Here is an 11764-nt window from a genome sequence, read left to right as displayed (position 1 = left end):
AATTTAGGATTTTTGAGGGACAAGTAGGAGATATTAGGAAATAAGAGGAAATAAGAGGAAATAGAAGGGTTAAAATATAAAGCTTTTTATTGCCGTCAGTAACAATTGTGGTGTTGTTTCTTCTTACAAAAAGTTGCACCCTCTGTGTGGAGGATGCAACTCGCGCGCGCTTATTCTTCAAGAGAAACTGCTATTTCTGTCAAAGGCGCTCCTAATTTACTATTTAAAACTTCTCCTTAGTAAACCATTGATATACTAATTTACTAAGCACATAGCCACAAAATATACTCATAATAATAGTTAAGCCTGCGCCCGACCATAAACTATATAGGGATATTTGATTTTGACCTCGATCAATGCGTTGGGAAACGGTAGTTTTAATCGGTTCGTAAAGAATTTGACCAATGGCAATTGTTGCACAAGAACCAGTCAGCAGTTGTCCTAATTTAGCTTGTCGCTGATTCTGTTGTTTTTGAAGAGCTGCGTCATCGATACTAACTTGGGTTTGCACGCTTAACATTAGCTTTTCAAATAGTTGGATGCCTGGAGTTAAAAAGCCAATATTTGATTGAATTTGATCGGTGTAAAAGTTGATATCTTTCTCAAATTCAGTGAAAAATTTAGGTGCTTTCTGCCCTAAATCCTGCTCGATTTGTTTGAGGCGTTCTTGATAGTTGCTAAAATTAATTTTAATGGCTCTAGCTTGGTCTTCCAGAAAAGAAAGTTTTTTATAATATTCCAGAGAATCTTGCGGTAGCTTTTTGAGGGATTCGGTACTCCATTTCTGTTGATGATATTCCTCAGTTAATCGCTCGATATCTTCATAAAGTTGGCTAAGTCTCTTTTTTAAAACAAGGCTTTGCGAATAGAAAAAGTTAATTTTGTGATAGCTGAGGAGCAAGTCTTGAAAAATCCGGTAAACTTCATTAGCTGTTTTTTCGGTTTGTTCGTCTTTATAGATAAAAATACAACTTAACCGGATAGATTCAATTGCATACTCATTAACTTTTTTAACCGTAATCGGTTGTTTATAAATACAAAAAGGGCTATCCATAAACTCATTTTTAATCAGCTTTTCAGGCTCAATTGGTGTTTTGTAGTAGCAAGTGAGACATTTAACAGCTAAGGGTAAAATATCTGCATCTGAATAATCGGATTTGGGTATAATTCCAGCTAGAATTACTGTTTGTCCGACTTCTATCGGCAAGGTTGTAATATGGGGGAAGTCGCCAAATCTGTCAAGATGTTGATTGCCGTATTTGGAGGAAACAAAGCTGGTAAAACGCAGGAAATAGGTATCATTTAAACGGCTGACAGCTAAACGACGGCTAATCGTGCCATCATTTAAGTAAAGTAGGTTGTAATTGACACCATTGGTAGGTTTATAGTCATCTGGAACATTGTTTAAATCAAGGACATTGCCCGCATCAGTTGGTTCTTCATGGGGTGGCATTAATTTGACAACTTCATGTGCTTTTTTGCCAGAAGTGACGGTTAATTGGGAGGTGAATTGCTGCAACTGCTGGCTGAAAGTTTCTCGCCGTTTTTCCAAAGTTTCAAAAGATTCATTGATACCATTTCGCAGCACGTAATGATATAGATGCAGCGTGGGAGATAAAACTTGAACGGTGGTACTAATTTGAGTTTGTTGCATTTTGATTTCGTTGATTGGTCTGATTCCGCACGTTATTTGCCCAGCTTTGCAAAGATTGACAGATATCGCGAGATTCGTTTATTCGCTGTCTGGGATTTTGGCTGATAGCAGTTGCTATATCGTCGGGGTCGCCTGTTTTTTTGACTAGCTTATCGATGCCATCTTCATCTAGGGAATCGTAAATTTCTCCCAACCTTTCGTTAAGATTTTCATTTCCCGGTTTCTGACAAAATGCGGTAATGTAGTTTGCCATTGCTGCTGAGTCAAGTTGTTCGGCTGGCGGTATATTTTGTAAGTAATTGGCAATGGCGAGAGGTGTTTCGCTACCGAATTTTTCTGCTAGTTCAGCAGGGGGACTTGCCAAGATTTGGCTGAAGGCTTCGCAAATGAAAAAATCGCTATCGCTAATCATACTATCGCTGCTACTCATGTTTAACACCCAGTTAGGATAAACGCTGCCCAGTAATAAGGATTCTCGAAGGGGATACCCTCTAAACGTTTAAGTGCCTGCTTCAAACGAAACAGTTCTTTAGATTCTAGTTTACTCAAATCCCAGGTATTTGCCCGTTCTCTCAACTTGTCGGCGGTGCAGTGACGCAGCCAGTTTTGGGCGTTTTGCAGGGCTACAGCTTTATTATACGTCTCCTCTAGTTGACGGTAGAACTCATCGAGGAGAAAGGCAGTTGCGATGGAGTTGACTTTCCACAGACTGCTGACGACTGCTTTCGCACCTGCGAGTAAAAAGCCTGTGGGTAGTCCTAAGTATGCTTCGGTAGGCTGAAAGGCATCCACTACACCAGTGCAGCAAGCGGAGAGGGTTACTAAGTCGGCTTGGGGCATAAACATATCGGCAAAGATGGTACTGAGGGTAAGGTTATCATCACTGTTTTCGGACAGCATCAGGTAGGAGTCGAGGGGATTTTCAAAGTTGTATTCGGCGTGACCGGAAAAATGAAAACCTTCATTACACCTAGCAGCTTCGAGGATGGCTAATTTAGATGCTTGGTCGCCACTAAGAATAAATCCTGTCGATTCTTGCTGGTAAGTCTTGAATCGTTTCCTCAATGCCGCTATCTTTCTTAGAAGCAGCTTCGGCAGCAATATCTGATATCCAGGCTTTTGCAATGCTTTCTAAATAAATATGTTTAACTATCAGGCAAAGGTCTTTGGGAATGAGAGGTGCTTCTGCTCCAGGTAGTATCACCATTGTTACCAATTTATTCTCTATAAAGAAAAACTCAAGGACAGCGGTAGCTGGTGGTAGTAATGATTGAACTTCTGTGAAAGAAATCGGGTAAACCTTGGTTTTAGCGATAAATTCAGGATCGATTTCTACAACTTGGCTATATAAATTTTCTAAGCTTCTTTTAGCTTCAGACCATTTAATACTCAGTTCAGTAATCTGATCCTGTTCTAAATTTTTACTGAGTCCATCAGTATATGCCTGCAAAGTATTTCTTTCCAAAAGTTTAGCTGTTTCTATTTGTTTGGATAGATTTATGGGAAGGTTTTCTGGTAAAGGAGCATCATGTTTGGCAAGTCGCTCAACTAAATATCTGTTTCTGGAAGTTTCAGCATAGAAAAAAGCTGCATTGAAGTCACCAGTTTTAATACAGGAATCTACTAAACTTTGATAAATATCTAGATATTGCTTGATAAGAGAACGTCTTTCCTTTACACCCAAGCCATATTCCATGATTTCAAGATGAATGTTCCCTAAATTGTTATAGTCAGATGCCTGATCAAGCTTATTCTGTAGCAAAATATCTATTTGAAGAGCATTTTCATAAAATTCTTTAGCCTGACTATAATATTCCGTACCAAGTTTTTCGTTAGCATTTCCGAGGTTTTTGTATGCCGATCTTTTTAGTTTTAGGTCGTTATACTTGGAAGCTATGGCTAAAACTTGTCTACTCTGTTCAATAACTTCAGCATAACTACCAGTCCTGAACAGTAAATCACAAAATATATTTCTTGCTTTTCCTTCTATTTCAGGCTCATTAAGATTCGGGCATTTATTAATCAATGCAGTGAGAATAATTAATGCACTACTTAAATTATGATTGTTAATATCTAAACGGGCAATGTCAAGCATAGATTCAGGTATATTTCCACCAGCCACTCCAACTAAAAATAACTGTAATCGCCGAAGTAGCCGAAGTAATGGCATTATTTTAACATTAGTTAAAAGGGGAAATAATTTTATTAAATCTATAGCTATAAATAATATAAAAAATTTCATGACTAGCATAGAAAATGGCACCATTAAGTATAAGAGCCACCCGCTTAGTCTTAGTGAAATGAAAAGGTTAATAAACGGAAAACATAATAAACTAAACTGAAATATATTATAGCTGATTTTTATGATTGGTGACTTTTCAAATGGATCTATTAATACTCGTGTTTGCAATAGTGTGCCTAGCAAAAATAATATAGAATAATACAACATTAAATTAGGCTTAAACATTATAAAAAATAAAAAATGTGTTATTACCAAAGATAAAAATAAGTAAAAAACATCTGCCATGAAAATACTCGATGATTTTTCTGGGTAATTGGGCTTGAATTTCATAGTTTTGCTTGGTAATTAAGAATACAAAGTTTTGTAGAATAGATAGAACTGACTTCTGTACCATTTTCTAAATTGAACAAATCAAGCTGGCTCATATTCATTCTCCAGACGCGATCGCTATTACGGTAAATATTTGTTTCTAATCAAGCTGTAGCAAATTCTGTGAAAGGTCGCTTACTGGGATGATGAAATCCTAAAAGGATATTACTCTTAGGAATTTATGCTGCTAATAAATCGTCAACCACGCACAAATCTTGTTTTAAATTCTCTTCTGGATTCTAGCATGAGAAAGGATAGCGATCGCAGCATTTTGAGTTTCGTTGCGATCGCCCCCAGTTCCCCAACCCCCTGCACTCGACTAAACCATTTCCAACTCCCTCGGTTTCGATTCAGGCGCAGGCGTAAAAGTAGTTCGGGACTGAGACAAAGCTTTTTCCCGTTCTACAATCATCTCTTGGAAACGAGCCGCTGCTTGCTCTGTCAGGGGAATTTGAACCTCCCCGGTGTGAACGTTAGCTTTAAACACGGTGCGCTTGGACTCGTTTCTGACAAAGCAATCTCCATTCGGCTGTACGTAAGCCGTCCATTGGTTGTCGCCAAACTTGAAGTGTTGGGTACTATCGGAAGGAAGGTGCGATCGCATAGCCGCCGTCTGTGGGCACCGCCGTTGCTTGTAGGTTTCCGAAACGACGCTAAAGAGGGTATCTTGCAGAGAAAGCCGCCAGTTGTCAGCTTTAGCGTTAGTGGTATCGCGTTTTCCGTTAAATGCTGTTTCTGGTTTTGAAGCCCGTTCTTGTGGGAGTTTTTGGGGTTGGGGCGTGCTATCATTTTGTGCGATCGCACTACGCCCAGTTTTCCCCAACTCAGAACTTTGAGATACTTCAGGTGAATCGATCGAAGGCAATTGAATTTCAGGCAACCGAATCGATTCGCGATCGACTTTTAGCATAACCGATCTACCGCCCTTATCAGGAAAAAGCATTGCTTCAAAAGTAGTTCCAGGCGGAAACTTAGGACTTTCGGGGGAAAATGTACCCAAGTTTTTCCCGTCCAACTGGATAATGGGAGTGCCTTGAAATCGGTAATATTTCTCGTGAGTGGGAGGTAAATCGATCGTTCCCACTTGCAGAGTTACTTTGCGATCCTTCCATTTTGACTTGGAGAAATCTTCCTCTGAGTAATCGTTATCGGGATGTTTGACATTGACTACTTCTATTTGATTTACCCGATAATTTGACAGTGCGATCGTAAATAATACTCTTGTCCTCTTGAAAGCGCTGCACCAAGTCTTTTGCCCATTGTAATTCGTTTTCTTCCCAATATAAATCATTTTCTTTGCTGTGGCGGTAGTCGATTTCTCGCTCTACTAGGGCATTTTTGTACTGATATGGAACGTGCAATTCTTTGCTTTCTTTTTCGCACCATTCATCTACTTTTTCTAGTAAAGTGTCAGGATTTAGACCTGTGTTCTCTTTCACTTCTTTGGCATCTTTACCCCGCAGCGAATTTTTCTGGTAGTCAACTTCGTACTGTTCCATGATGCTAAGAGCGGCAATAAATCGCTTCTGCTGCTTGAGAAATAGCTTTTCATCTTCGCCGGGGGTGGGGAGTGCTGCTGCTACTTTACCGATGGCTAAAGCGACGATTCCGACTTCATTTTGAGAACTGGCAACTCCGATTTGTTCTAGGGTGGTAAACTTGCGATCGCCTGCTTTAACTTTACCTTCTCTAACTTCGGGGTCGTCTTCTCGATACTTAGCTATTGAAAGATCATGCGTCGCTTAATTCCGTCTTCTGGGTCGTGGATGCTGGCACGTAGTTGGTGAGGGTCGGGATTGGATTTGTCAAGTTTAACTATTATTAATGAGTTCAGTTCTTCTGGTTGAAACATTGCTTGCAGAATCGAGTGGCGCAGGATTTCTGGGTTATTGAAGAACTTGCCTACATTGCGCCCTTTGGCATCAGTGTAAGCGGCATCGAAAACGGGTATTTTGAGTCCTTCTTGGGTGGCAATTGTGGCGACCATGAGTTGATTTCTCCTAATATTTGAGTTGAAAAGGTATGGCGGGACTATCTAAGCGTTAGCAGGTTGAAACTCGGTCAAGTGTTGACCGTTGGAAGTGTTTTTGAGGCGGTTGAAATGGGACTAATGGTTGATGCGATCGCTAGTCCGGATCTGTTTGAAGATGAGGATACCAGGCTGGTGGAGTTGGCGATCAAATTAGTCCAATCGAACTGCTGGAAGTGCAATTAGTGAATGCGATCGCGCCCTTCATTCTCAATAGCCAACTCAAGCCATTACTGATGCGATCGCCCTTTGAGCGACGCTTTATTATCAATGTATCGGCGATGGAAGGACAATTTAATCGAGATAGCAAAACCGCATACCATCCTCATACCAATATGGCAAAAGCGGCTTTAAATATGATGACTCGAACGTCGGCGATGGATTATACCCAAGACAATATTTTTATGAACAGCGTAGACACGGGTTGGATTACTGATGAAAATCCCTATCCGAAAAAGACATCCATACAAACGAAGCAAGGGTTCTACACTCCCTTGGATATTATTGATGGCATGGCAAGAATTTACGATCCAATTGTTCAGGGAATTGAAAATCCTGACACCCCGATGTTTGGTTATTTTCTCAAAGATTATCTCCCCTATCCCTGGTAGCCAACCATGATCGATACATCGCTTCACTGCCCACATCCCAAGCCAATAGAAACTTCATTGGATGTTTTAGATAATCTGATAGTGTCTGCCAGCGTTTGGGTTTGGTAGGGGCGAACAGCCGTTCGCCCCTACGTGTTGTTATGGGATATTTACAAAGCTGAGCGTCTTACAAGCCGAAGTAATGCGCGATCGCAGGTAATATATCTTGACAGGTTTTCACCAATTGTGCAGCACTGGGTAAGCCTTCTGCAATGACTTTTAAGAACCCCATTGCCCGTTTTGCCTGCTTTTGTGCGGTTTCCTTGTTGGGGTTTTGTCCAGCTTCTGCCAGGACTTTTACCTGTTCTAATACTTGCGTTTTGTCATCGTCGGCTAAGTTTGGGTCATTAATTGCCGCTTGCAGTTGAACGAGTAGTTCTTTGATTCCCGGTTTATCGGGTTTGGAGGAGTCGGGTAACTGGTTGATGGCATTCCTCACTCCATGCAGCTTGGTATGACTTGTAATGCCCCAGTCTTCAATGTAAGCTCCCGTGAGAGTAGCACCTTTTAAGTCTGCCTCGTCTAGCTGGGTTTGCACTAATTTTGCTCTCGATAGGTCAGCATCTTGCAATTTGGCTGAGCTTAAGTCGGCTGAGATGAAGCTGGCATCGGCTAGGTTAGCGCCTTGTAAGTTGATACCTCGGAGGTTTTGGCGGTTGAAGTTTTGAGCTTGTCCCTGTCCTGTAATCAGTAATTGCCGTATTTTGGCAATCTGAAGATAAGTGGTTCCGGGGAGGACGCGATCGAGCTTTTTGGCTTGGTACCATTGGGTACGGGTAAGGTTAGCCTTTCTGAAGTCTGTACTTTTGAGCGTGGCAGAGGTGAAGTCGGCATCGGTTAAGTCAGCATTGCGAAAACTGGTGCCGCCTGTAGCAGCAATGACAAGGGCAAATTCTCGAAGCCAGAGCAACCCATCATCACCAGCTATAGCTCGCAAAGCTATAGATATGTAAAAAACCACTGAACCTATGCTCACAGCCATAGTTAAGAGGCAAGTGATAAGTATAACCCAAGTCGCTGTTACGGGATATTTTGAAGCTACAGTAAGACCGATAGTTCCAAAGCCTGCTAAAGGTAAGGATATACTCAGAGCTGGCACTATAAACGAAATTGCACCATATCTATTTCCAAACAAAAGTACAAGTATACATACAGAAGTAGCTCCCTCTAATGAAGTAAGAAGGGTTAAAGAGATAACCAAAAACGCTGAAATAGTTACATATATAGCTTGGGAGCCAAAAACACTCGAAATAGAAGTGGCGATAACAGCTACGCCTATAAGCCACAGAGCTTTTACAAATTGATAGCGCTGAGATATGACGAGGAATGAGGCTACTATCGCTGAAACCACAATAATTGACGCTATTATAGCTGCTTCGTTAGAAGCAGACATTCTAGTTATAGTTGCGAATTCTTTAGTGAGTCCAGGGTTGAGAAATATTGCTGACACAATGCCAAGCATCCCAGAGGTAAATCCTGAGAGTAAGGATAGAATCAACGGAAGTATCGCTAGGCTAATTGTCCAACGGCGCTGTAGTCCAGCCTTAGCCTCCCTGAAGTTGGCATTCCTTAGCTTGGCATTGGTAAAGTTTGCTCCTCGGATGTCGGCTTCACTGAAGTTGACCCCGGATAGGTCTTTTCCTTTGAAGGATTGACCTCTGAGATTTTCTCCACTGAAATCTCGTCTCCCGGCGGCGTATCGCTTCAGAACTTCATCAGCCTTCATGATGTGTTTGCCAGCGTTTGGGTGTTGGTAGAGGCGCAATGCATTGCACCCCTCCTAACATTAGCTCAACCTTCAGGGTACTGGTATTTCCCCGTGGGGAAATATTATTCTCGCTAACGCCTTGGAGCGCAATCAAAAATTGTGCCATCTTCTCCTAGATTGCGATCGCTTTGATCCGCAGTATATATCGTTAAGGTTGGGAAACGAAGTGGGCTTTTGGCATAAACTTTTGACTTTTAGCAAACTGGAAACGAAAGAACCATTATTCCTATAGAAGCGTGGGGAACGCCAATTTATGATAAGAGAGGCAACATTACCTATGGAATAGCAGCCTTTCAAGAAATCACCGAACGCAAGAAAGCGGAAGCAGCACAGACTGCTGCGTAATATAAACTGATCGCGCCGTCCCACTCTCCAGATCGAAATAGGTAGCAAATCGTTTGAGATTACCCGCACTCATCCGATACAGGTAATCCGCCGCCTCAGCCGCCACCCGAACATTCACGCTCTCGCCCTGCAAGTTCAGCACTGCCATCTCATCACAAGATAGGTTATTTGTCAACTCTTCAGGTTTCGGTTTCAAAAGGTCAGGAGCCTGAAGCATCGGAGATGGCAGCCTAGCACATCCCAGCCCCCCAAAATTATAGAACTCCGGGTCAGTTTCCAAAGAACTGCCCAGCAAAATTTGTCCGGCTGCTGCATGATTTCCGCAATCCAAATACCACACGCGGGGAATCTCAGAACGGCTGTAAAATTGGTTTAACTCAAGAACCTGGTTAATTGACGCTCTCCCGGCTGCCGTATCCACGCACCCCACCAGGATAGTCAGCTTGTCGTAGGCGTAGCGAATCAGCTTGGGGTCAAATTCCTGCACGAAAGCCGTCGCGTCCACCCCCCAAGCGATAGAGTATCGCAACGCTAGAGCCTGCGCCTTGGACAGTCCGATTTCCTTGTCGCAGAAAGCCTGCCTGCTGATGTTGGCTTCTTCAACTATATCGGGATCTGCGATCGCAAATTGCACCTTCTTCCCCGACTTGCCCAAACTCCGTGCCAGCCGTGCAATATGGTAAGACAGCCAAGAACCAGTTCCTCCCGCCCCAATTAGCCAAAAGTCAATCGAATCAGCCTGTCTGACAATCAGAGGCGAAGCTGACAAATAATCATAATTAAACATGGGGTAAATTTTTAAAAGTTGTTTACAATTCGATAGAGTCATCTAACAAAGATGGCGCAACAGAACTAGAGTAGAATTTATCAATCAAATCGTTTCTTTCTCCGCCAACTGTGACATCTACAATAAAACTCGGAAATTCAAATATCCAGTTAGCAGGAACGTGCCAGAATTGCCGATAAACTCCCACGCGGCAAATAATTTCAGCACTCGATTCAGTTACTTTCCCCAAAACTGCAAAAATGCGGAAACCCCCTTCATCTACATCATCAGCACCAGAGAAGAAAGCCGCCATTCGATTATGTGAATGTATCTCTACAGTGGCGTTAATGTACGAAGAATCTAAACCGTATTCAATCGCTCTGCATTTACCAGAACTTTGCGTTTGATCTGGAATTACCAGCCGCCATTGTCCTTGTTCCTGATGAATGTGGAAAGTGATTTCTAACGGTGGTTCTGCAAGCGCGGCGATACAACTTTCTTTCCACATTTGGATGAGTATCTGCTGAGGTATTCGTCCAGGAGTTAATCGGACCAAAGGCTCAATCGGTTCTAATCCTCTGATTAACGCGGTAAAAAGTTCCACCGGAATTATCACTTCTAAACCCGGTCTAACTGCTTTAGCAAAGATACCATTGCTGCCAATCAGGTACTCGAACATACTGCTAGAGTGAGGCGGCAGATTGTCTCCGAGTTTGACAATCTTATAATCGACCAATTCTAGCTGGTAAGGATTCAATTTTCGTGGTTCAATCATCAGTTATTACTGCAACTAATTTGGCAATTGTTTGCTGGGTAGCAATTAAATCTTTAACAGGGTAAGATGAACGTTTAACCGCTTTTTCGAGTTGTCCGCGTACATCACTGGGTTGTGCCCTAGATTTGCCATCGCTCAAGTGTCCGTTGAAAGGACTAGAGATGAACATTTCCCAAGCTTTTGTAATATTATTGGGCGAAGCAACAGGCGGTTTATTATCTCCCCAGCAGATGCGTCCGCAAGATTGATACGAATGCAAATAAACATTGGGCAGCGGAACGTGAAAAGCTTCTGCTTCTGGGTCAAACTTCGAGCCTTTAATCGCCCAAACCCAGTAATCAGATTTCAACCCGAAAAACACCATTGCTGGTAAAGGAACTAAGTGCTTTGATTCCAACAAATCTATTTCGTGTTTCTGAGGTGGTACAAATTTGATTGTCCATTCCCCATCTAATAGCTGAGTGGCTTTTTTCCATTCACTTGCTAGGAATTTAATCTCTTGAATCGTCCAGGGTCTTACTTCAAAATTACGATTCCAGTAACTTTCACAGCAAACACTTTGGTCTAGCCAAATAATGCCCGTTTCTAAGTCAAGGAGTGCTAATGCTGTCGGCAAATCGCTGATAGGAGGTGCAACACGACGGGCTAATCTTTTAAGAAGTTTGAAGTTAGTTTTTTCGGGATGTGCAATGTCTTTCAAGCTGTATCCAAACGTGCATTCGTACCACGATTCCCCTTCATCACCTGCTACGGATTCCAACCACCATCTACCTGACTGGGAAAGCGGGAGTAATCTCTGCCATCCGCTTCGCAATGCGTCAATTCCTTCTTCATGGTCTTGCCAATCTACTCCTTTGGGTGAGACAGGAATTTGATAGAGGCGTTCTTCATAAGCACCCTCTATAATTATGTCGTCAATGGGAAACAGATGTTCGCTAACTAGCGAAATAAACTCCAACTCCTTCGGACTGTGACTTTCATCTTCAGAGTAGAGTTCGGATTGGCTTTTTGCCCATTCCAAAGGAAACAATTCCTGGTAAAGAGTGAGTAGCTGATAAGTGTTCAGCTTAGTCCACAAATAATCGGTTGCTGATTTAAAGTCGGTGATTGGTTGGCACTGCTGTAATATTTGCAAAGCGGATTTAGCATTCCAAATTGCAGCCATA

16 protein-coding genes and 1 pseudogene are annotated in these 11764 nt (G+C 42.2%); 4 read left to right on the top strand and 13 right to left on the bottom strand.

What is annotated here, in order from left to right:
- Nucleotides 1–223 precede the first annotated feature (223 nt).
- The 8 genes from OSCI_RS00295 to OSCI_RS00265 form a co-directional block, all read right to left on the bottom strand.
- Nucleotides 224–1654, bottom strand: coding sequence for a hypothetical protein (locus OSCI_RS00295; protein WP_007352828.1), 1431 nt, complete (start codon nucleotides 1652–1654; stop codon nucleotides 224–226).
- Nucleotides 1635–2084, bottom strand: coding sequence for a hypothetical protein (locus OSCI_RS00290; RefSeq protein WP_007352827.1), 450 nt, complete (start codon nucleotides 2082–2084; stop codon nucleotides 1635–1637). The genes OSCI_RS00295 and OSCI_RS00290 overlap by 20 nt, the downstream gene beginning before the upstream one ends.
- 2 nt (nucleotides 2085–2086) lie before the next feature.
- A complete protein-coding gene (locus OSCI_RS31190) occupies nucleotides 2087–2719 on the bottom strand; it encodes a CHAT domain-containing protein (protein ID WP_007352826.1) in 633 nt (210 codons plus the stop codon).
- Complete coding sequence (locus OSCI_RS28970; RefSeq protein WP_234708673.1) at nucleotides 2667–4226, bottom strand: tetratricopeptide repeat protein; 1560 nt, start codon at nucleotides 4224–4226, stop codon at nucleotides 2667–2669. Before OSCI_RS28970 ends, OSCI_RS31190 begins: the two co-directional genes overlap by 53 nt.
- Before the next feature lie 143 nt (nucleotides 4227–4369).
- The gene (locus OSCI_RS32185; protein ID WP_324603640.1) at nucleotides 4370–4444 is read right to left on the bottom strand and encodes a hypothetical protein; all 75 of its coding nucleotides are present in this window, start codon (nucleotides 4442–4444) and stop codon (nucleotides 4370–4372) included.
- A gap of 140 nt (nucleotides 4445–4584) precedes the next feature.
- On the bottom strand, nucleotides 4585–5349 hold the full coding sequence (locus OSCI_RS00275) for a hypothetical protein (protein WP_007352823.1): 765 nt from the start codon (nucleotides 5347–5349) through the stop codon (nucleotides 4585–4587).
- 61 nt (nucleotides 5350–5410) lie between these two features.
- Nucleotides 5411–5764, bottom strand: a complete 354-nt coding sequence (locus OSCI_RS00270) for a hypothetical protein (RefSeq protein WP_007352822.1) — start codon at nucleotides 5762–5764, stop codon at nucleotides 5411–5413.
- Between the two features lie 221 nt (nucleotides 5765–5985).
- On the bottom strand, nucleotides 5986–6252 hold the full coding sequence (locus tag OSCI_RS00265; protein ID WP_007352821.1) for a hypothetical protein: 267 nt from the start codon (nucleotides 6250–6252) through the stop codon (nucleotides 5986–5988).
- 63 nt (nucleotides 6253–6315) lie between these two features.
- On the opposite strand from OSCI_RS00265, the gene OSCI_RS30510 reads away from it, so the two are divergent.
- Both OSCI_RS30510 and OSCI_RS00260 read left to right on the top strand, forming a co-directional pair.
- The gene (locus OSCI_RS30510; RefSeq protein ID WP_007352820.1) at nucleotides 6316–6480 is read left to right on the top strand and encodes a hypothetical protein; all 165 of its coding nucleotides are present in this window, start codon (nucleotides 6316–6318) and stop codon (nucleotides 6478–6480) included.
- On the top strand, nucleotides 6471–6905 hold the full coding sequence (locus OSCI_RS00260; RefSeq protein ID WP_019488102.1) for an SDR family oxidoreductase: 435 nt from the start codon (nucleotides 6471–6473) through the stop codon (nucleotides 6903–6905). The genes OSCI_RS30510 and OSCI_RS00260 overlap by 10 nt, the downstream gene beginning before the upstream one ends.
- A 166-nt stretch (nucleotides 6906–7071) precedes the next feature.
- On the opposite strand, the gene OSCI_RS31185 is transcribed toward OSCI_RS00260, so the two are convergent.
- Nucleotides 7072–7926, bottom strand: coding sequence for a pentapeptide repeat-containing protein (locus OSCI_RS31185; RefSeq protein ID WP_234708674.1), 855 nt, complete (start codon nucleotides 7924–7926; stop codon nucleotides 7072–7074).
- Between OSCI_RS31185 and OSCI_RS31180 the strand changes: the two genes are divergently transcribed.
- Together OSCI_RS31180 and OSCI_RS31175 are read left to right on the top strand one after the other, a co-directional pair.
- A complete protein-coding gene (locus tag OSCI_RS31180) occupies nucleotides 7913–8248 on the top strand; it encodes a hypothetical protein (protein ID WP_019488100.1) in 336 nt (111 codons plus the stop codon). The genes OSCI_RS31185 and OSCI_RS31180 overlap by 14 nt on opposite strands.
- A 12-nt stretch (nucleotides 8249–8260) precedes the next feature.
- Nucleotides 8261–8599, top strand: coding sequence for a hypothetical protein (locus OSCI_RS31175; RefSeq protein ID WP_007352818.1), 339 nt, complete (start codon nucleotides 8261–8263; stop codon nucleotides 8597–8599).
- Here the strand turns inward: OSCI_RS31175 and OSCI_RS32340 are convergent.
- From OSCI_RS32340 to OSCI_RS31165, 4 genes and pseudogenes are all read right to left on the bottom strand, one after another.
- A pseudogene (locus OSCI_RS32340) lies at nucleotides 8530–8670 on the bottom strand (pentapeptide repeat-containing protein); the annotation flags it as partial. The gene OSCI_RS31175 and the pseudogene OSCI_RS32340 overlap by 70 nt on opposite strands.
- A 343-nt stretch (nucleotides 8671–9013) precedes the next feature.
- Nucleotides 9014–9844: a ThiF family adenylyltransferase gene (locus OSCI_RS00240; RefSeq protein WP_007352815.1), complete on the bottom strand. Its 831-nt coding sequence runs from the start codon at nucleotides 9842–9844 to the stop codon at nucleotides 9014–9016.
- Nucleotides 9845–9866: 22 nt separating this feature from the next.
- Nucleotides 9867–10598 carry a hypothetical protein gene (locus OSCI_RS00235; protein WP_007352814.1) on the bottom strand — a complete coding sequence of 244 codons (732 nt, stop codon included), beginning with the start codon at nucleotides 10596–10598 and terminating at the stop codon, nucleotides 9867–9869.
- Nucleotides 10591–11763: a hypothetical protein gene (locus OSCI_RS31165; protein ID WP_007352813.1), complete on the bottom strand. Its 1173-nt coding sequence runs from the start codon at nucleotides 11761–11763 to the stop codon at nucleotides 10591–10593. Before OSCI_RS31165 ends, OSCI_RS00235 begins: the two co-directional genes overlap by 8 nt.
- Between the last annotated feature and the right edge of the window lies 1 nt (nucleotide 11764).

The organism is Kamptonema sp. PCC 6506 (genome assembly GCF_000180455.1).
Taxonomy (GTDB): Bacteria; Cyanobacteriota; Cyanobacteriia; order Cyanobacteriales; family Microcoleaceae; genus Kamptonema; species Kamptonema formosum.
The sequence above is the reverse complement of the archived record's forward strand: the minus strand, read 5'-3'. Positions and strand labels throughout refer to the sequence as shown.

Excerpts from the sequence above, each read along its gene's own strand:
- OSCI_RS31185 (WP_234708674.1), bottom strand. The coding sequence starts at position 7,926 with ATGGCTGTGAGCATAGGTTCAGTGGTTTTTTACATATCTATAGCTTTG.
- OSCI_RS31165 (WP_007352813.1), bottom strand. The coding sequence starts at position 11,763 with ATGGCTGCAATTTGGAATGCTAAATCCGCTTTGCAAATATTACAGCAG.
- OSCI_RS00235 (WP_007352814.1), bottom strand. The coding sequence starts at position 10,598 with ATGATTGAACCACGAAAATTGAATCCTTACCAGCTAGAATTGGTCGAT.
- OSCI_RS00295 (WP_007352828.1), bottom strand. The coding sequence starts at position 1,654 with ATGCAACAAACTCAAATTAGTACCACCGTTCAAGTTTTATCTCCCACG.
- OSCI_RS28970 (WP_234708673.1), bottom strand. The coding sequence starts at position 4,226 with ATGAAATTCAAGCCCAATTACCCAGAAAAATCATCGAGTATTTTCATG.
- OSCI_RS31180 (WP_019488100.1), top strand. The coding sequence starts at position 7,913 with ATGCTCACAGCCATAGTTAAGAGGCAAGTGATAAGTATAACCCAAGTC.
- OSCI_RS00240 (WP_007352815.1), bottom strand. The coding sequence starts at position 9,844 with ATGTTTAATTATGATTATTTGTCAGCTTCGCCTCTGATTGTCAGACAG.
- OSCI_RS31175 (WP_007352818.1), top strand. The coding sequence starts at position 8,261 with ATGACGAGGAATGAGGCTACTATCGCTGAAACCACAATAATTGACGCT.
- OSCI_RS00270 (WP_007352822.1), bottom strand. The coding sequence starts at position 5,764 with ATGGAACAGTACGAAGTTGACTACCAGAAAAATTCGCTGCGGGGTAAA.
- OSCI_RS00265 (WP_007352821.1), bottom strand. The coding sequence starts at position 6,252 with ATGGTCGCCACAATTGCCACCCAAGAAGGACTCAAAATACCCGTTTTC.
- OSCI_RS00290 (WP_007352827.1), bottom strand. The coding sequence starts at position 2,084 with ATGAGTAGCAGCGATAGTATGATTAGCGATAGCGATTTTTTCATTTGC.